Source organism: Streptomyces acidicola (assembly GCF_009377235.1).
Lineage (GTDB): Bacteria > Actinomycetota > Actinomycetes > Streptomycetales > Streptomycetaceae > Streptomyces > Streptomyces acidicola.
The window spans coordinates 1-18,852 of sequence record NZ_VMNX01000036.1; the positions used below are offsets into that span (position 1 = coordinate 1).

The following is an 18,852-nucleotide window of genomic DNA, read 5'->3' on the forward strand; positions in this document are numbered from 1 at the left end:
GCGGGGCGGCGTGGCGGAGGAAAGGGAGGGACTGCTGGGCGAAGTGGGGGCCCGCGTGGGAATGGCGGGGCAGTTCGACGACGGTCAGGCCCTGGTAGCCGGTGGCGGCGAGGGCTTCGAGTACGGGAGGGAAGGCGATCTCGCCGTCGCCGAAAGGGAGGTGGTCGTGGACGCCGCGGCGCATGTCCTCGATCTGGACGTGGCGCAGCCAGGGGGCGGCGGCGCGGACGCAGTCGGCGGGTGGCAGAGGTTCCAGGCACTGGCAGTGGCCGATGTCGAGCGTGAGCCCCAGCGCGTCCGGGCTGCCCAGTGCTTCACGCAGGTGGTGGAAGTCGGCGAGGGTGGCGAGGAGGTGGCCGGGTTCGGGTTCCACTGCGAGGGGGACACCGGCTTCGGTGGCCGCGTCCAGGACGGGGGTGAGCGCCTCTGACAGACGTTTCCAGGCGGTGCCCGTGTCCGTGCCTGCCGGGGTGATGCCGCTGAAGCAGTGCACGGCGTGGGCGCCGAGGTCGGCGGCGACCCGCACCGCGCGGAGGAGCAGGTCGACACGCCGGGCGCGGTCGTCGGGGTCCGCGTCCAGGAGGGAAGGGCCGTGTTTGCGGCGGGGGTCGAGAACATAGCGGGCGCCGGTCTCCACGGTGACGCTCAGCCCGAGCGCCGCCAGCCTGCGGGCGACCCGCGCGGTGCGGGCGGTGAGGTCCGGGGCGAGCGGGTCGAGGTGCATATGGTCGAGCGTCAGACCGACGCCGTCGTAGCCGAGGTCGGCTAGCAGGGCGAGGGCGTCGTCGAGGCGGAGGTCGGCGAGACCGTTGGTGCCGTAGCCGAAGCGGAGGCGACGGCTCATGTGCTCGTCGGAGGCGGTCATGTGACGCTCACCTTCCTCGCGAAGCTGCGTGCAGCCGGAGCGAGGGCGGCGGTCAACAGGGCCACACCTGTGGCGCCCGCGCGGGCCGTGAGGGCGGCCTGGAGCGGGATGAGGGCGCGGATGCCGGAGCCGACGGCGCGTTGGGTGAGCGGGGGTGACGGGTTCAGGGTGGCGTGGAAGAGGGGGCGAGCAGTGGTCGCTGCGTAGGTGACGGCGAGGGCGGTGTGCAGGGCCGCCGCCGCACTGGGCAGGGGGGTGGAGCCGGACAGGTTGCTCGGACCGGGCAGGTTGCTCGGACCGGGCAGGTTGCTCGGACCGGGCAGGTTGGTCGGGTCGGCCAGGTTGGTCAAGTTGAGGCGGGCGGAGCCGGCCGCGTCGGCTGTCCGGCCCGGCTTCAGGCCCAGGCCCGGAACGGAGGCTTCGGTCGAAGGACTGGGGCCTGCGGTGCGACGCCCTGTCGTGTGTCCACGGGTCAGTCTCCAGGCCAGAACCCCCGTCGTTGCCAGGCCTGCCAGTGGGGCCAAGGCGGAGCCGCCCTGTGTCTCGTGGCGGGACACCGTGGTCACCGCGAACGTGTGGGCGCCGAGGGCCAGTGCGGAAGGGAGGGCGGCGCGGGTGGTACCGGTGGTGGCGGCTGCGCCCAGGAGGACGTCGAGTGTGCGGGCGGCGCCCATGGCCAGCGGGCCGGCGGGGGTGCGTTTCAAGGTGAGGTCGTATGACCAGACGGTGGCCGCCAGGGGGACGGCGACGGTGAGGGCGGGGCGGCCGGCGCGGGCGGCCAGGGCCAGGCCGGCGGCGGTGAGCGCGCCCGCCGCGGCGAGTGCCGAAGTGGGGCGTACGCGGCCTGAGGGCAGGGGGCGGTGCGGGCGTTCGACGGCGTCCTCGGCATGGTCGGCCCAGTCGTTCAGGGCCATGCCTGCCTCGTACAGGCAGAGGGAGGAACCGATGGCGAGCAGGGTGCGGGCGTTCGGGCGGGCGGCCCCTGCGGCGGCCGCGCCCGCGAGGGCATCGCCGGGGACGGTGAACAGGGCGGGCAGGCGCAGCAGTTCGGCCCAGGCCTGCGCCTTCGCCTGCGCCTTCGCCTTCCCCTTCACCTTCACCTTCGTGTTCAGCTTCCGCATCTCCTTTGCCCCTGTCGTGGTCCCGGTCCTCATACCGCTCCTCGGTCCGGTCACCGCCCTGGTCCTCGTCATCGCGTGTCCCCCTCCCCCCGGAGCTCCCGCAACCGCCCCGCGAAGTCCGCCAGGGCCGCGTACTGCTCTCCCAGGGCCGACGGGCCGTCGCCGACGGGATCCTTGAAGTAGAAGCCGAGGTCGGTGAGAGGACCCGTCAGGCCTGCTTCGTGGGCCCGGGACGTAAGGCGGGCCAGGTCGAGGACCAGCGGGGCGGCCAGCGTCGAGTCGCAGCCCTGCCAGGTGGTCTGGAGGATCATGCGGGTGCCGAGGAAGCCGTCGAAGGCGATGTGGTCCCAGGCGGTCTTCCAGTCGCCGAGGGCGGGGACGTCGTCGATGTGGGTCTCGCCCTCCGGTGCCCGGCCCAGGGTGTCCGCCAGCACGCGTTCCTTGCCGGCGTTCTTCGCCGCGGCGGCGGCCGGATCGGCCAGGGCGGCGCCGTCTCCGCCGCCGAGGAGGTTCGTACCGGACCAGGCGCGGACCGTCAGGGCGCGCTGGGCGAACATCGGGCCCAGGACCGAACGCAGCAGCGTCTGGCCGGTCTTGCCGTCCCGGCCCGCGTACGGCAGGCCGGAGCCGGCGGCGAGCGAGGCGAGTGCCGGGTGGTGCAGACCCGTCGAAGGGGTGAAGTTGACGTACGGGCAGCCCGCGCGCAGGGCGGCCGCCGCGTACAGCGAGCTCGGAGGGAGGGCGGAGCCGGTGGTCGCGGGCTCCGTGGAGGCCACGTTCACCACGACGGCCCGGGCGAGTCCGTGACGTCGTACGAAGTCACGGATGTCCGTGGAGAAGGCGTCGATCAGGTCGGTCGGCTCACGGATGTCGCCCGGCAGCGGGCCGCCGGGGCGTATCTCGCGGTCGGCCGTGGTCAGTTCGGAGGAGATCGCCGAGGGCAGGCCGTGTGGCAGGACGCCTCCCGCGGCCAGGGCCTCCGCGCGTTTCGGCAGCGGGCAGTCCACGGTGTCGTGGCCGCCGAAGACCAGCGACGACAGGGCGGGCAGGCCGGTGCCGGCGAAGAGCGGGGTCTCGGTGACCATGCCCGTCGGGGCGTTCAGGCCCGCTGTCACGGCCGCGCACCCCGCGACGACGGTGGTGGCGACGGAACCACGCGCTCCGATCAGCCAGACCCCCACCCGGGGCTCCGAACGAGACACGGAAGGGGACACAGACGGGGACACGGACGGGGACACAGTCATGAGCGGCCTCCTGGTCGTACGCGCACCTCGGCGAAAACTCGGGTGAGGGAGAGACGGCGGGCGGGAGTCCGGCGTCCCCCGCCCGCCGCCGTTCAGTTGCCCGGTGACGGAGCCGCGGAGGTCGCGGTCCGTGCGGGCAGTTCCTTGATCCGGATGTCGCGGAAGGACACCCGGTCCTCGGCACCGTGGTTCTGGATGCCGATATGACCGTCCCGCAGGCTCCGGACCGGATCAGTGTTGGTGAAATCGTTGATCTTCACGCCGTTGAGCCAGATGCGGAGCCGTTCGCCCTCGACGCGGATCTCGTACGTGTTCCACTCCCCCGGCGGGTTCAGCGCACGGTCGCGCTTCTTGATGTCGGCGGACTGGAAGCTGTACACCGAGCCGGTGGTGCGCTCGGGTACGTCGGTGGCGTCGATCTGGATCTCATAGCCGTTGTTCACAGCCGACCACGGGTCGTCGGAGGCCGGGAAGCCCACGAACACACCCGAGTTGTCGTCGCCGGAGGCACTGGCCATCTTCCAGTCGAGTTTCAGCGAGTACGACCCGAAGCCGGAAGCGGCGTACCAGAGCATGCCGAGGCCGCCCGACGACGTCAGCGTGCCGTCGTCGCTCAGCTCGAACGAACCCGGCCCCGCCTGCCGCCACGCCGACAGGGACTCCGTCGTGCCGTCGAACAACGACTGGTAGCCGTTCTCCGGGCGGCAGTCGGCCTGGGCCTCACCGGTCACCCACCGGATCCCGCCCAGCAGATGCTGCCGGAAGGCGGGCTCGGCGTACGACTCCTTGGTGTGGCCGCCTCCGGTGTAGAAGGCGCGTCCGCCCTGGTACTCCTGGCACCAGGCGATGGGGTGGTCGCCGTTCATGGTGCCGCCGGTGTACGAGGACTCGTCGAGCGAGGCGAGGACGTGGGCCCTCTCACGCGGGTTGGAGCGGTAGTTGTACCACTCGTCCGTGCGGTTCCAGGCGGCCTCCAGCCCCGAGGTGGCCGGGTGGCCCCGGTCCTCCACGTCGACCGTGGCGGGCTGGATCGCCGGGTGCGACTGGAAGTACGCCCCGGCGAGCCCGCCGTAGAAGGCCCAGTCGTACTCGGTGTCGGCGGCCGCGTGGACGCCCACGTAACCGCCGCCCCGCCGGATGTACCGTTCGAACGCGCCCTGTTGGGCCTCGTTCAGGACGTCACCCGTGGTCGACAGGAACACCACGGCGTCGTACCGGTCGAGGTTGCGCGCGGTGAACGCGCCCGCGTCCTCGGTGGCGTCGACCGCGAAGCCGTGGGCGGCGCCCAGTTCCTTCACGGCGGCGATACCGTCGGGGATCGAGTCGTGGCGGAAGCCGCCGGTCTTGGAGAAGACCAGCACCCGGCTCTCCGCACGAGCGGCAGCACCGGTGTCGGCGCCCGTTCCCGAGCCCTGCGACACCGCCGGCCCCGACACGCACCCGATCAGCAGCGCGGCACCGACCACAGCTGTCGCCAGTCGTTTACTTGCTCTCATGGCAGCCCCCCTCAGCCCGCTGAAGACGCCGACGACGCCGACGACGCCGACGACGTAGTGAAGGTGAAGTCGTCCACGTCGAACAGGCCGCCGCTGCCGCTCCCCTTGAAGACCAGGTAGAGCGTGGTGGTGTCACGCGGGGCCCGCGACAGGGCGGCGCTGACGTCCTGGAAGTTCTCCCAGCCGCCGGTCACCGGCACGGTCGCGGTGCCGAGCACCCGGCCGGTCGGGGAGCCCGCCCGGACCTCCAGCTTGCCGCCCGCGCCGCCGGACGCGATCCGCGCGGTGAACTTCGTGGCGTTGGACAGCACATACGGCTTGAAGGAGATCCAGTCGCCGTTGGAGATGTCGCCGACCGTCTTGCCACCGTTCGCACTGGTCTTCGACTGGATCGTCACGCCGGAGGAGTCGTTGAAGTGCTCCGCCTGGCGGTGCTTGGGCTGGAGGGCGCTCTGGTCGTGGGTGGTCAGCGGGGCCTGCCCGCCCCCGCCGAGGTCGGTGTACTCGGCGTCGAGGACCCCGAAGATGTTGGCGTCCTCGTCATGGCCGCCGTCGGCACTGGTCTGGATGGTGCCGGAGCAGCCGTTGGCCGAGGTCAGCGGGTGGCCGTGGCTGTCGTGGCCGAGGACGAAGCTGACCTTCACCTTCGAGCAGTCGATCGACGTGCCGTCCTCCGGGTCGGTCACCTTCACCTTGAACGGCACGGCGTCACCGAAGCTGAACAACTGCCCGTCCTTGGGGAGCTCCAGCGTCACCTTGGGCGCGGTGTTGCCGACCACGATCTGCACGCTCGCGCTGCCGGTGCGGCCGGTGGTGTCCTTGGCGGTGACGGTCGCCGTGTAGGTGCCGTTCTTCTTGTACGTGTACGTGGGGTTGGCCGCGGTCGAGGTGCCGCCGTCGCCGAAGTCCCAGCTGTAGGTGAGCGCGTCGCCGTCCGCGTCCGAGGTTCCGGCCGAGGAGAAGCGGACCTTCAGTCCCGTCTGTCCCGAGGTACGGTCGGCGGTCGCCTGGGCGACGGGCGAGTGGCCGTCGGTGGCGTTCTCTATGCGGTACAGGGCGGAGTTCTCGTCGCCGCCGAACCAGGAGACTCCGTAGTCGAGGACGTACAGAGCGCCGTCCGGCCCGAAGGCCATGTCCATGACCTGGGTGCCGCTCCACGGGACGGGGTTGATGGACTGCACGGTTCCGTCCGCGTCCGACGTGATCCGCTTGATCCAACGACGGCCGAACTCACCGGCGAAGAAGTCGCCGTCGTAGGCCTCCGGGAACTTCACCGGGGAGTCCAGCGAGGCGTCGTAGCGGTAGACCGGGCCGCCCATCGGGGACTCGGAGCCGCTGCCGAACTCCGGTACGGAGTCGCCGTCGTACGGGATCCAGGCAGGCTCGACCGGGGGAAGCTCGGTCAGCCCGGTGTTGTTCGGCGAGGTGTTCTTCGGGGCCGCGCAGTCAAAGGCGGATCCGGAGGCGCCGGTCTCGAAGTCGTAGTCGATGAAGGCTTCGTTGTCACCGATGCAGTACGGCCAGCCGAAGTTGCCGGCCTTCGTCACACGGTTGAACTCGACCTGTCCGGAGGGGCCGCGCTCCGGCTTCGCGGCGCCCGCGTCGGGGCCGTAGTCGCCGACGTAAAGGATGCCCGTCTCCTTGTCCACGCTGAAGCGGAACGGGTTGCGGAAGCCCATCGCGTAGATCTCGGGGCGCGTCTTGTCCGTGCCCGGCGCGAAGAGGTTGCCCTCGGGGACGGAGTACGAGCCGTCGGCGTTCACCTTGATGCGCAGGATCTTGCCGCGCAGGTCGTTGGTGTTGCCCGAGGAGCGCTGGGCGTCGAACGCCGGGTTGCGGTTCGCGCGCTCGTCGATGGGGGTGAAGCCGTCCGACTGGAACGGGTTGGTGTCGTCGCCCGTCGACAGGTAGAGGTTGCCGTCCTTGTCGAAGTCGATGTCGCCGCCGACGTGGCAGCACAGGCCGCGGGACGCCGGGATGTCGATGACCTTCGTCTCGCTGGCGGTGTCGAGAGTGCCGTCGGTCTTCAGGACGAAGCGGGAGAGCCGGTTGACGCCGTCGAAGGGTGCGAAGTCGGCGGCGGTGCCGGTCTCGGGCGCGTCGCCCGCCGGGGTGTCCAGCGGGGGCGCGTAGTAGAGGTAGATGAAGCGGTTGTCGGCGAAGCCGGGGTCGACGCCGACGCCCTGGAGGCCTTCCTCGTCGTGCGAGTACACGTCGAGCTTGCCCGCGAGCTCGGTGTTGCCGGCGGCATCGGTGAGGCGGAGTTCGCCGTCGCGCGAGGTGTGCAGGACCGAGCGGTCGGGCAGGACGGCGAGCGACATGGGCTCGCCGACCTCGGGTTCGCCCTTGGCGAGGGTGACCTGCTGGAAGTCCTCGGCCGCGGCGGCGCCCGCCGGAACGGCGGCTCCCTGATCGGCGACGGCTGCGCCGGCCGTGGGTGCGGTGAGGGAGAGGGAGGCGCCCGCGAGCAGCAGGCCGCTCAGCAGCGCCACCGCCCCTCGGAACTTCGGTCGTCTGCTGCGACTGGTGTTGTCCCTGATGTTGTCGTACGGGTGCACGAAATGCCTCCAGGAAGGGGCTGGTCGTACGGAGGTGCACGGGTGTGTGCGATACGCCGGGGTGCGCCGTCACCCCGGAGGGATCCCCGGAGGGATCGGTACTCCGGGATGCGCCGTCATCCCGGAGACACCTGCGGGGAACGTGCTAGTCGTTGCCGCCGAACGCCGCGTCGAACGAGGCCGTCGGCGGTTCGAAGTCGAACGCCTTGAGACGGGTGAGGGCTTCGGGGGCGCCCTGGAGCCGGTCCATGCCGGCGTCTTCCCACTCGACGGAGACGGGGCCCTGGTAGTCGATGGAGCGCAGCATCCGGAAGACGTCCTCCCAGGGGACGTCACCGTGGCCGGCGGAGACGAAGTCCCAGCCGCGGCGGGGGTCGCCCCACGGCAGGTGGGAGCCGAGGCGGCCGTTGCGTCCGTCGAGCCGTTTGCGGGCCTCCTTGCAGTCGACGTGGTAGATCCGGTCGCGGAAGTCCCACAGGAAGCCGACCGGGTCGAGGTCCTGCCACACGAAGTGCGAGGGGTCGAAGTTCAGCCCGAACGCGGGCCGCCGGTCGACGGCTTCCAGGGCTCGCTGGGTGGTCCAGTAGTCGTAGGCGATCTCGCTGGGGTGGACCTCGTGGGCGAACCTCACGCCCTGCGCGTCGAAGACGTCGAGGATCGGGTTCCAGCGCGTCGCGAAGTCCTCGTAGCCGCGCTCGATCATGGACTCGGGCGCGGGCGGGAACATGGCGACCAGGTGCCAGATCGCCGAGCCGGTGAAGCCGATGACGGTGTCGACGCCGAAGGCAGCGGCGGCCCGTGCGGTGTCGGCGATCTCGGCGGCGGCCCGCTGCCGTACGCCCTCGGCTTCGCCGTCGCCCCAGATCCGGGCGGGCAGGATCGCCTGGTGGCGTTCGTCGATGATGGCGTCGCAGACGGCCTGCCCGACCAGGTGGTTGGAGATCGCCCAGCACTTCAGGCCGTACTTGTCGAGGAGCTCGTGACGCGACGCGATGTACGACGGGTCCGCGAGCGCCTTGTCGACCTCGAAGTGATCGCCCCAGCAGGCGAGTTCAAGCCCGTCGTAGCCGAAGTCGCGAGCGAGGCGGCAGACCTCTTCCAGGGGCAGATCGGCCCACTGTCCGGTGAAGAGCGTAAAAGTGCGCGGCATGCTCTGGGCCCTCCTCAGACCGCGATGGGTGTGTAGACGGAGTTCTTCTCGGCACTCTCCTCGACCGCCGCGAGCACCCGCTGGACCTGGAGCCCGTCGGCGAAGGACGGCTCCGGGCTGCGGCCCTCGGCGATGGCGTGGACGAGGTCCCGGGCCTGGTGGATGAAGCTGTGCTCGTAACCGAGACCGTGCCCCGGCGGCCACCAGGCGTCCAGGTAGGGGTGGTCGGGCTCGGTGACGAGGATGCGGCGGAAACCGGCGTGCTCCCCGGGTTCCGTGGCGTCGTGGTAGGCGAGCTCGTTGAGGCGCTCCAAGTCGAAGGCCAGGGAGCCGCGCTCGCCGTTGAGTTCGATGCGCAGGGCGTTCTTGCGTCCGGTGGCGTACCGGGTGGCCTCGAAGGAGGCAAGGGCGCCGGAGGTGAAGCGGCCGGTGAACAGGGCCGCGTCGTCCACGGTGACCGGCCCGGTGCCGGCGGACGACACGGCGGCCAGGCCGCTGGTGGCGCCGACGGGCAGCGGCCGTTCCCGTACGAACGTCTCGGTGAGCGCGGACACCCCGGCGAGCCGCTCCCCCGCCAGGTACTGCGCGAGGTCCACGATGTGCGCGCCCAGGTCGCCGAGCGAGCCGGAGCCGGCCGACTCCTTGCGCAGCCGCCAGGTGAGCGGGAACTCCGGGTCCACCAGCCAGTCCTGAAGGTACGTCACCCGCACGTGCCGCAGGGTGCCGATCCGGCCCTCGGCCACCATCCGCCGGGCCAGGGCGGTGGCGGGCACCCGGCGGTAGTTGAAGCCGACCATCGCCAACTGACCGCGCTGGTACGCAGATTCGGCGGCCTCGACCATCGCCTCGGCCTCCGCGACGGTGTTCGCGAGGGGTTTCTCGCACAGCACGTGCTTGCCCGCGGCGAGTGCGGCCAGGGCTATTTCGGCGTGGCTGTCTCCGGGGGTGCAGATGTCGACGACATCGACGTCGTCGCGTTCGATCAGGGCCCGCCAGTCGGTCTCGGCCGCCGCCCAGCCGTGCCGGTCGGCCGCCGAGCGTACGGCGGTCGCGTCCCGGCCGCAGATCGCGGCGAGGACCGGACGGCTCGGCAGATCGAAGACGCGGCCCACGGTGCGCCAGCCCTGGGAGTGGGCGGCGCCCATGAAGGCGTAGCCGACCATGCCGACGCCGAGCGAGGGCTTGGCGACGGTCGCGTCCGCGCCGTCCCCGGCCCCGGTGTCCGCCTCGGCCGTGACCGCCGCCCCGGCCGTGGCCGGCGTCGCGGCACCTGCCTCGGCTTCGTCGGGCTGTTGCGGCTGTCCCATACGGAGGTCCTCCTCGTTCGTCATGGCGCGGTGGGGGGTGTGTCCTGATCCACGGGTCACACCGGTCGGACCCGCGGAGCAGGGCGCATCACTTGAAGCCGGTGGACATGTACTGGTCGACGTTGTCCTTGTCGACGACCGCCGAGTAGAGCGTCATCGAGGCCGGGATCTCGAACTCGGCGAGACCGCCCACGCCCTTGCCCTGGCCGAGTGCGCGGGCCAGGTCGATCGCGGACGCGGCCATGGTCGGCGGGTAGAGCACGGTCGCCTTGAGGACGCCGTCGTCCTGCTTGATGGCCTGGAAGGCGGACAGGGCGCCCGCGCCGCCGACCATCAGGAAGTCGTCGCGGCCGGCCTGCTCGATGGCCCGCAGCGCGCCCACGCCCTGGTCGTCGTCGTGGTTCCACAGTGCGTCGAACTTCGACTGCGCCTGGAGGAGCTGGGCCATCTTGGCCTGCCCGGACTCCACGGTGAAGTCGGCGGCCTGCCGGGCCACCTTCTTGATGTTCGGGTAGTTCTTCAGCGCGTCGTCGAAACCCTGGGTGCGCTGCCGGGTCAGCTCCAGACTGTCGACCCCGGCGAGTTCGATGACACGGGCGTTCGGCTTGTCCTTGAGCTTCTCGCCGATGTAGTGGCCGGCGTTGAGGCCCATGCCGTAGTTGTCGCCGCCGATCCAGCAGCGGTACGCCTGCGGGGTGTTGAAGATCCGGTCCAGGTTCACCACGGGGATGCCGGCGCGCATCGCCTTCAGCCCGACCTGGGTGAGGGCCTTGCCGTCCGCCGGCAGGATCACCAGGACGTCGACCTTCTTGTTGATGAGGGTCTCGATCTGGCCGATCTGCTGGGCGGTGTCGTTGGAGCCCTCGGTGATCTCCAGCGTGACGTCCTCGTACTTCTCCGCGCGGCTCTTGGCGTTCTCGTTGATGGCGTTGAGCCAGCCGTGGTCGGCCTGCGGCCCGGCGAAACCGATCGTGACCTCCTTGCCGGGCTTGTCGTCGGCGGCCGGCTGGTCCTTCGCCGCGGGCTCGTCGCTCGACTCGTTGCTGGTGCATGCGGTGAGGAGGGCGCCGGCCGAGACGGCGGCGGTCCCGAAGAGCAGTCCTCTGCGGCTCGTGCGGTGTGCCATGGTGTGGGGGCCCTTCCGTGTCAGGTCGTTGTGCTTGGCGTACGTCGCTGGACCAGGACCGCGGCGACGATGATCGCGCCCTTGGCGATCTGCTGGACGTCGCTCTGGAGGTTGTTCAGCGCGAAGATGTTGGTGATCGTGGTGAAGATCAGGATGCCGAGCACGGAGCCCGTGATGGTGCCCCGGCCGCCACTGAGCAGCGTGCCGCCGATGATCACGGCCGCGATGGCGTCGAGCTCGTACAGGTTGCCGTTGGTGTTCTGGCCCGAGCCGGACAGCACGATCAGCAGGAACGCTGCGATGCCGCAGCACAGCCCGGACAGCAGGTACATGTACAGCCGCTGCCGCCGGACGTCGATACCGGCGAGGCGAGCCGCCTCCGCGTTGCCGCCGACGGCAACCGTGCGCCGGCCGAACGTCGTGCGGTTCAGCACCAGCCAGCCGACGATCGTCACGGCCGCGAAGACGAGGACGAGCGGCGGTATGCCCAGCACGTACGCGTCGCGCTCGCCGAGGCTCAGAATGCCGTCGACCGTGACGATCTGAGTCCTGCCCTCGGTGATCAGGAGCGCGAGTCCGCGGGCCGAGGCGAGCATGGCGAGCGTGGCGATGAACGGAACCACCCCGCCGTACGCGATGAGCACTCCGTTCACCAGCCCGCACCCGACACCGACGAGTACCGCGGTGAAGAGGATGCCGGCGAAGCCGTACTCCTGTGTGGCCACCGTCGTCGCCCATACGGAGGCGAGGGCGACGATCGCGCCGACGGAGAGGTCGATGCCGCCGGAGGTGATGACGAAGGTCATGCCGACGGTGACGACACCGACCACCGAGGCCTGAGTGAGGACGAGCTGGAGGTTGCGGGTGTCGAGGAACTCGTCGGGCCTGGTGATGCCGCCGATGACGATCAGCGCGGCGAGGACACCGAGGAGTGAGAGAGTGCGGACGTCGGCGCGGAAGAGGAGAGCGCGCCAGGCGGGCGGTTCACTGACTGGTGTCATTTTGCCGGTTCCGCTCCGGGGCGGGGACACGGGCTGTGTCATGACGCCGGGCTCCCTTCACCGGCCACAGGGCTTCCATCACTGGCCACCGGGCTTCCTTCCATGACGAGGTCGAGTACGCGGTGTTCGTCGAGTTCACGGGCGGGCGCGGTGTGGACGACGCGGCCCTCGCGGAGCACCAGGACGCGGTCGGCGAGGCCGAGCACCTCGGGGACCTCGCTGGAGACCAGCAGCACGGCCAGGCCGTCGTCGGCGAGGCGGCGGATCACCGCGTACAGCTCGGCGCGGGCGCCGACGTCGACGCCTCGGGTGGGTTCGTCGAGCAGCAGGACGCGGCAGCCGCGCAGCAGCCAGCGGGCCAGGACGGCCTTCTGCTGGTTGCCGCCGGACAGCGTGCGCACCGGCGCGGACGGGTTGTCGGGCCGCAGCGACAGCTCCCGGGTCGCGGCCCGCGCCGCTGCGAGCTCGGCCCCCCGGTCGATCCAGCCGCCGCGTGCGAAGCGGGACATGGACGACACAGAAACGTTTCGGGTGACGGACTCCAGCATCAGCAGCGCCTGTGCCTTGCGCTCCTCGGGGGCGAGTCCGAGTCCCGCGCCGACGGCGGCCCGTACGCTGCCGAGGCGCAACGGCCGCCCGTCGACGACGACCTGACCTGCGGTGGGCTTGCGGGCGCCGTAGATCGTCTCCAGGATCTCCGACCGCCCGGAGCCGACGAGGCCGGCCAGACCCACGATCTCGCCGGGGCGGACCTCCAGGTCGAAGGGCTCGAACTCGCCGTCGCGGGCCAGCCCTCGCACCTGGAGGACCGGCGTGCCGTCCGCGGGCGGCGCGGGCGGCCGGTCCGGGAAGACGTACTCGACGTTCCGTCCCGTCATCAGCGCCACGACCTCGCGCGTCGGCGTGCTCTCCGCGGGCAGCCCACCCGCCACGGCGCGCCCGTCCTTCAGTACGGTCACGCGGTCGCCGATGCGGCGGATCTCCTCCAGGCGGTGCGAGATGTACACGACCGCCACCCCGTCGGCGGTCAGGTCGCCCACGATCCGGAACAGGTTGTCGACCTCGTCCGGGTCGAGCGCGGCGGACGGCTCGTCCATGACGATGAGCCGTACCTCGTGGGAGAGCGCCCTGGCCATCGAGACGATCTGCTGGTGGGCGGCGGACAGGTCACCGACGAGCCGGGCGGGATCGATCTCGGGATGACCGAGTCGCCCCAGCAGAGCGGCTGTCGACTCCTTGGCCGCCTTCCCCCGGACGACGAAGCCGGCGGCCGTGGGTTCGTGGCCGAGGTGGACGTTCTCGGCCACCGACAGGCCCTCCACCAGGTCGAGTTCCTGGTAGATGGTGGCGATGCCGAGGCGCATGGCGGCGATCGGGGACTTGAGGGTGACGGGTTCGCCGCGCCAGGTGATCGTGCCGTCGTCGGGCTGGTGGGCGCCCGCGAGGACCTTGATGAGGGTGGACTTCCCGGCGCCGTTCTGGCCGAGCAGGCAGTGCACTTCGCCGGCCTGGACGTCGAGGTCGACGCCGTCCAGAGCCCGGACTCCGGGGAACGACTTGGTGATGCCGGACATGGTGAGCAGCGGTGGTTCTGGTGCCATGACGGTTCCCCTTGGCGGGCGTGCGGGCCGGTTTCAGGGCGATGCACCTGCTGGGGCAGGCATGTTCAGGACAGGGCTGAGCAGGGCAGGGCGGAGCAAGGCAGAACAGGGCTGAGTGGGGCTGAGCAGGGCGCTGAACTGGTGACCGGTACTGCTGGAGTGGGCTTACGCGGGCGAGAACAGGTGGTCGCTGATCAGCCGGGCCGCGCCGATGACTCCGGCGGCTGGTCCCAGCTCCCCGAGAACAATGGGCAGGTTGCCGGTCGCGAGAGGCAGCGACTGGCGGTAGACCTGGGTGCGGATGGCGGCGAGCAGCGTGTGGCCGAGGCCGGTGACGCCGCCGCCGATCACCACCAGGCCCGGATTGAAGAAGCTGACGAGTCCGGCGATGACCTGGCCGGTGCGGTTTCCGCCCTCGCGGATCAGGTCGAGTGCGGTGGCGTCGCCGGCGGCGGCCGCGGCGGCGACGTCGGCGGCACTGAGGGAGCCGTTGGTTTCCAGTCGGTTCGCGAGTTCGGCCGAGAGCCCCTGTTGGGCGGCCTCGGTGGCGTCACGGGCGAGCGCGGCGCCGCTGAAGTAGGCCTCCAGGCAGCCCCGGTTGCCGCAGGCGCACGGCCGGCCGTCCGGTACCGCCACGATGTGCCCGATGTCGCCCGCGCTGCCCGTCGTACCGCGGTACACCTCACCGCCGACGACGATGCCGCAGCCGATACCGGTGCCTATCTTGACGCAGAGGAAGTCGCCCGCGGAGCGCGCCACGCCCGCGTGCTGCTCCCCCGTCGCCATCAGGTTCACGTCGTTGTCGACCATGACCGGGCAGCCGAGCTCCTGGCTGAGCGCCTCCCGCACCGGGAAGCCGTCCCAGCCCGGCATGATCGGCGGCGCTACCGGAATGCCCTCGGGGAAACGGACCGGCCCGGGGACGCCGATACCGGCGCCGTCGAAGCCCTCCGCGAGCCCTGACGCCTTCAGCTTGGCAGCCATGGCCAGGACTTGCTCGAAGACGGCGACGGGGCCTTCCCGTACGTCCATCGGCTGGTTGATGTGCCCGAGGACCTCCAGCTCCGCGTTGGTGACGGCGACGTCGACGGAGGTCGCGCCGATGTCGACGCCCAGGAAGCGGAGGTTCGGGGCGAGCCGGATGTTGTGCGAGCGACGGCCGCCGCGCGAGGCGGCGAGTCCGTCGGCCACGATCAGGCCCGTCTCCAGCAGCCGCTCCACCTCGACGGCCAGCTTCGACCGCGAGAGGTCGACCTGATCACCGAGCTGAGCTCTGGAGTTGGGGCCACCGTCCCGCAACAGACGCAGCAGCCGGGCCTGGTGGGTGTTCGCGGGTCGAGCCGTCATGCGTCTCACGAGCCCCTCCCCGCCTCAACCGGCCTGTGTCCGTCGGGTTCCAGCCACATGTGTGGCCTGCTTTCGAGGGGAACGTAGCAGTGGCTGCCGCGAGTGGGAAGAACTTGCGCACGAATTGCTAACTACTTTCTCCACTCACAGGACAAAGACGGGTCGGATGCCCAGCAGAGACGACGTTTGTCCCCCTCGGGGCCCACTCCGGAAGGTGGCCGGCTGCGGGTTCGTTGTGGCTGGGCACGCCCACGCTGCAGAGCCGCACATGTCACAGCCCCGCGCCCCTTGAAAGCCACGGCACACCCGGTGACGTGATGCACTGGCAGCAGCGCCTACGAGCGCACGCAACCCGCCCATCCGCGGGCGTGCGACATGCGAGACCCAACGGCCGCGGGCACTCCGCACTCGGGCCCTACGACCGCGGGCGTGCACTCGGGCCCTACGACCGCGGGCGTGAGATACCCGAGGCCCTACGACCGCGGACGTGCGTGGTACGTCCTGCGCGTGTGCTCCGTGTGGGCGCGCATGACCTCGGTGGCGCGCTGCTCGTCACGGGCCGCGATCGCGGCGATCAGGTCTCGGTGCTCGATCCAGGACTGCTGTCCGCGCTGCCGGGCGACCGGCGTGTAGTACCAGCGGACGCGGCGGTCGACCTGGGCGGCGAGTTCGGCGAGGACCGTGTTGCCCGCGAGTTCCATGACCTTCGCGTGGAAGCGGGCGTTCATCGCGACCGCGCCGTCCACGTCGTCGGCCTCGACCGCGCTCTCGCCCTCGGCGCACAGCTCCTCCAGCGCCGTGACGCCCGCCGTGCCCGCGTTGGCGGCGGCGAGCCGGGCCGCCTCGGCCTCCAACAGCGTGCGCACCGTGAGGAGTTGGTCCGCCTCCTCCTCGGTGGGCTCGTGCACGAACGCGCCCTGGGCGGGCCGCAGGTCGACCCAGCCCTCGGTGTTCAGCCGCTGCAGGGCCTCGCGCACCGGCTGCCGGGAGACTCCGAGATGGCCGGCGAGCTCGCTCTCGACCAGGTGCTGGCCGGGCTGGAGGGCACGCGTCGTGATGAGTTCGAGCAGCGCCTCGTACACGCGGTCGCGCAGCGGACCGGGGCGTTCGAGCTTGGGCACCGCCCCCTGCGGCAGTCCTGTCGACAACATCGCGTCCCCCTCCAGGGCAACGGCGGCGCGGCAGCAGCCGGAAAGCCAGTATGGATTGTCTTTCGTCTACAGTCTACGGTGCACAGGAGCCAGGCCTGGGGGGAGTTGGCCTCGTCACATCGGCATCACCGAGAGATCATTCGGCGCCGTCGAAGGGGCACGGGCCCGCGCTGGAAGTGGGACTCTCACTGAAAGTGGGGCCCGGACCGGCAATGGGGCCCGCACGGAAGTGTGGGGCCCTCACGACCAGTGGAGTCCTCACGGGCAGCGGACGACCTGCCCCGCGTACGACAGGTTCCCGCCGAAGCCGAACAGCAGCACCGGGTCCCCGGTGGAGATCTCGCCGCGCTCGACCAGCTTGGACAGGGCCAGCGGGATGCTCGCCGCCGAGGTGTTCCCGGACTCGACGACGTCCCGTGCCACCACGGCGTTCACCGCGCCGATCTTCTCCGCGAGCGGTTCGATGATCCGCAGGTTGGCCTGGTGCAGCACGACCGCGGCGAGTTCCTCGGGAGTGAGCCCCGCACGCTCGCACGCCTTCCGGGCGATGGGCGGCAGCTGGGTGGTCGCCCAGCGGTACACGCTCTGCCCCTCCTGCGCGAACTTGGGGGGCGTTCCCTCGATGCGCACCGCGTGCCCCATCTCCGGCACCGAGCCCCAGAGCACCGGTCCGATGCCGGGCTCGCCGTCGGCGCCCTCGACGACGGCCGCGCCCGCTCCGTCGCCCACGAGCACGCAGGTCGTGCGGTCGGTCCAGTCCGTGACCTCGGACATCTTGTCGGCGCCGATGACCAGGGCACGGCTCGCCGAGCCTGCGCGGACGGCGTGGTCGGCGGTGGCGAGCGCATGGGTGAAGCCCGCACAGACGACGTTGACGTCCAGGGCGGCCGGGGAGGGGATGCCCAGGCGGGCGGCGACCCGGGCGGCGGTGTTCGGGGAGCGGTCGACGGCCGTGGAGGTGGCGACCACAACGAGGTCGACGGCGCCGGGGGCGAGGCCCGCGGCGGCGAGCGCCTTGGCGCCGGCCTGCGAGGCCAGCTCGTCCACGGGCTCTTCGGGCCCGGCGATGTGGCGCGTACGGATGCCCACCCGGGACTTGATCCACTCGTCACTGGTGTCGACCATGCCCGCCAGGTCCTCGTTGGTGAGCACCTTGGCGGGCTGGTAGTGGCCGACGGCGGCGATGCGAGTGCCGTTCATGGGTGGATCCCCCTCGTAGCCTCGGGTAGCGGGATTCACCAGTCTGATCACTGACTCACGGGTAAGTGTGCACGTACAGACACAGGAAAGGGGCGGCAGGGTTGTGGGCTTCTGTCATTCCCTTGGACGCCCGAACAATCGTCCGGGTGTCCAAGGTGCACGCCCTTGTGCCGGACAGCGGCCCCTCACCCCGTGAACAGCTGCGTCGCCTTTCGTACGAGTTCGTACAGTCCGTAGCCGAGTGGCAGCCCGACCCACAGCCAGGAGACGGCGATCAGGGCACGCCGGTCAGGCGGATTCGGGCTGCTGTCGCTGGACGACATCGGCGGTGGCCTCCTTCGGCGCGGGGACGTGATGACGGGCGTGGACGGGCCGGACGAACTCGTTGGCGACGAAGCCGACGACGAGCAAGCCGATCATGATGAAGAAGGACAGGTCGTAGAGCGACGAGCCGTGCTTGCCCGCCGCCTCCTGCCGGTCGGCGATCCAGTTCACGATCAGCGGCCCGAGGACGCCGGCCGTGGACCAGGCGGTGAGCAGCCGACCGTGGATCGCGCCGACCTGGTAGGTACCGAACAGGTCCTTCAGATACGCCGGGATGGTGGCGAAGCCGCCGCCGTAGAACGACAGGATGACCAGCGCGCAGACGATGAACAGCGGCTTGGAGGAGTCTCCGAACAAGGCGATCAGCAGGTACATCACCGCGCCCACGCCCAGGTAGACGCGGTAGATGTTCTTGCGCCCGATCAGGTCGGACGTGGACGACCAGCAGATACGGCCCGCCATGTTGGCCGCCGACAGCAGCGCGACGAATCCCGCGGCCGCGGTGACGGACACCGGGGTCGAGGAGTCGGCGAAGAAGTCCGTGATCATGGGGGCGGCCTTCTCCAGGATGCCGATGCCCGCGGTCACGTTCATGCAGAGCACGACCCACAGACACCAGAACTGCGGGGTGCGCAGTGCGCTGCGCGCCGAGACCTGCACCCCGTCGAAGACGCCCGGCCCGCTGTCGACCGGCTTCTCTCTCCTCGGCACGCGCACCAGCAGCACACCGAGCGACATGAAGACGGCGTACGCCAGTCCGTGGACGAGGAAGGCGAGCGCGATCCCGGAGGAGTCGGAGCCGAAGGACTCCAGCATCTGCGTGGACCACGGCGAGGCGATGAGGGCGCCGCCACCGAAGCCCATGATGGCGATGCCGGTGGCCATGCCGGGCCGGTCGGGGAACCACTTGATCAGCGTCGAGACGGGCGAGATGTAGCCGATGCCCAGTCCGATACCGCCGATGAAGCCGTAGCCGAGCACGATCAGCCAGTACTGCTCCACGGCGGCACCGAGGGCCGAGACCAGAAAGCCGGAGGAGAAGCAGACGAGGGCCACGGTCATCGCCCAGCGCGGCCCGTTGCGCTCCACGAGCGTGCCGCCGAACGCGGCTGACAGTCCGAGCATGACGATGCCGAGCTGGAAGGGCAGCGCGCTCTGCGTTCCGCTGAGACCGAGCGCGGACTCCAGCGGCGGCTTGAACACGCTCCAGGCGTAGGCCTGTCCGATGGAGAGATGGACCGAGAGTGCGGCCGGCGGGACGAGCCAGCGGCTCCAGCCGGGCGGTGCTACAGGGGGGCTCATGATCCCGAACGATAGGAACCGGCCAGGGAGTTGGGAAGCAGGACACGTCATCTTGTCGA

General features: G+C 70.7%; 15 protein-coding genes. All 15 read right to left on the bottom strand.

The annotated features are described in order from the left end of the window. A partial coding sequence (locus FPZ41_RS12810) for a sugar phosphate isomerase/epimerase family protein (protein ID WP_152862143.1) occupies positions 1-865 on the bottom strand: 865 nt, incomplete at its 3' end. After that, positions 862-1,986, bottom strand: a complete 1,125-nt coding sequence (locus tag FPZ41_RS12815) for an SCO3242 family prenyltransferase (protein ID WP_228022702.1) — start codon at positions 1,984-1,986, stop codon at positions 862-864. The genes FPZ41_RS12810 and FPZ41_RS12815, both read right to left, overlap by 4 nt. 68 nt (positions 1,987-2,054) lie before the next feature. Further along, positions 2,055-3,230 (bottom strand): inositol-3-phosphate synthase, encoded by a 1,176-nt coding sequence (locus FPZ41_RS12820; RefSeq protein ID WP_152862147.1) that lies wholly within the window; start codon positions 3,228-3,230, stop codon positions 2,055-2,057. A gap of 92 nt (positions 3,231-3,322) precedes the next feature. Continuing rightward, the gene (locus FPZ41_RS12825; RefSeq protein ID WP_152862149.1) at positions 3,323-4,726 is read right to left on the bottom strand and encodes a ThuA domain-containing protein; all 1,404 of its coding nucleotides are present in this window, start codon (positions 4,724-4,726) and stop codon (positions 3,323-3,325) included. A gap of 11 nt (positions 4,727-4,737) precedes the next feature. Further along, entirely contained in the window at positions 4,738-7,284 is a 2,547-nt protein-coding gene (locus tag FPZ41_RS12830) for a PQQ-dependent sugar dehydrogenase (protein ID WP_322620161.1), read from the bottom strand. Between the two features lie 145 nt (positions 7,285-7,429). Next, complete coding sequence (locus tag FPZ41_RS12835) at positions 7,430-8,434, bottom strand: sugar phosphate isomerase/epimerase family protein (RefSeq protein WP_152862151.1); 1,005 nt, start codon at positions 8,432-8,434, stop codon at positions 7,430-7,432. A 14-nt stretch (positions 8,435-8,448) separates the two neighbouring features. Then, positions 8,449-9,741, bottom strand: a complete 1,293-nt coding sequence (locus FPZ41_RS12840; RefSeq protein WP_152862153.1) for a Gfo/Idh/MocA family protein — start codon at positions 9,739-9,741, stop codon at positions 8,449-8,451. Positions 9,742-9,829: 88 nt separating this feature from the next. Further along, positions 9,830-10,867, bottom strand: coding sequence for a substrate-binding domain-containing protein (locus FPZ41_RS12845; protein WP_152862155.1), 1,038 nt, complete (start codon positions 10,865-10,867; stop codon positions 9,830-9,832). A gap of 20 nt (positions 10,868-10,887) precedes the next feature. Then, complete coding sequence (locus tag FPZ41_RS12850) at positions 10,888-11,910, bottom strand: ABC transporter permease (protein ID WP_152862157.1); 1,023 nt, start codon at positions 11,908-11,910, stop codon at positions 10,888-10,890. Next, complete coding sequence (locus FPZ41_RS12855; RefSeq protein ID WP_152862159.1) at positions 11,907-13,469, bottom strand: sugar ABC transporter ATP-binding protein; 1,563 nt, start codon at positions 13,467-13,469, stop codon at positions 11,907-11,909. The genes FPZ41_RS12850 and FPZ41_RS12855 overlap by 4 nt, the downstream gene beginning before the upstream one ends. 165 nt (positions 13,470-13,634) lie before the next feature. After that, positions 13,635-14,816, bottom strand: coding sequence for an ROK family transcriptional regulator (locus tag FPZ41_RS12860; protein ID WP_152862206.1), 1,182 nt, complete (start codon positions 14,814-14,816; stop codon positions 13,635-13,637). Positions 14,817-15,289: 473 nt separating this feature from the next. After that, complete coding sequence (locus tag FPZ41_RS12865; RefSeq protein ID WP_152862161.1) at positions 15,290-15,967, bottom strand: GntR family transcriptional regulator; 678 nt, start codon at positions 15,965-15,967, stop codon at positions 15,290-15,292. A gap of 258 nt (positions 15,968-16,225) precedes the next feature. Continuing rightward, positions 16,226-17,167, bottom strand: coding sequence for a beta-ketoacyl-ACP synthase III (locus tag FPZ41_RS12870; RefSeq protein WP_152862163.1), 942 nt, complete (start codon positions 17,165-17,167; stop codon positions 16,226-16,228). Positions 17,168-17,352: 185 nt separating this feature from the next. Beyond that, the gene (locus tag FPZ41_RS47050; RefSeq protein ID WP_194236077.1) at positions 17,353-17,490 is read right to left on the bottom strand and encodes an MFS transporter small subunit; all 138 of its coding nucleotides are present in this window, start codon (positions 17,488-17,490) and stop codon (positions 17,353-17,355) included. Then, positions 17,456-18,793 carry an OFA family MFS transporter gene (locus FPZ41_RS12875; RefSeq protein ID WP_152862165.1) on the bottom strand — a complete coding sequence of 446 codons (1,338 nt, stop codon included), beginning with the start codon at positions 18,791-18,793 and terminating at the stop codon, positions 17,456-17,458. Before FPZ41_RS12875 ends, FPZ41_RS47050 begins: the two co-directional genes overlap by 35 nt. Between the last annotated feature and the right edge of the window lie 59 nt (positions 18,794-18,852).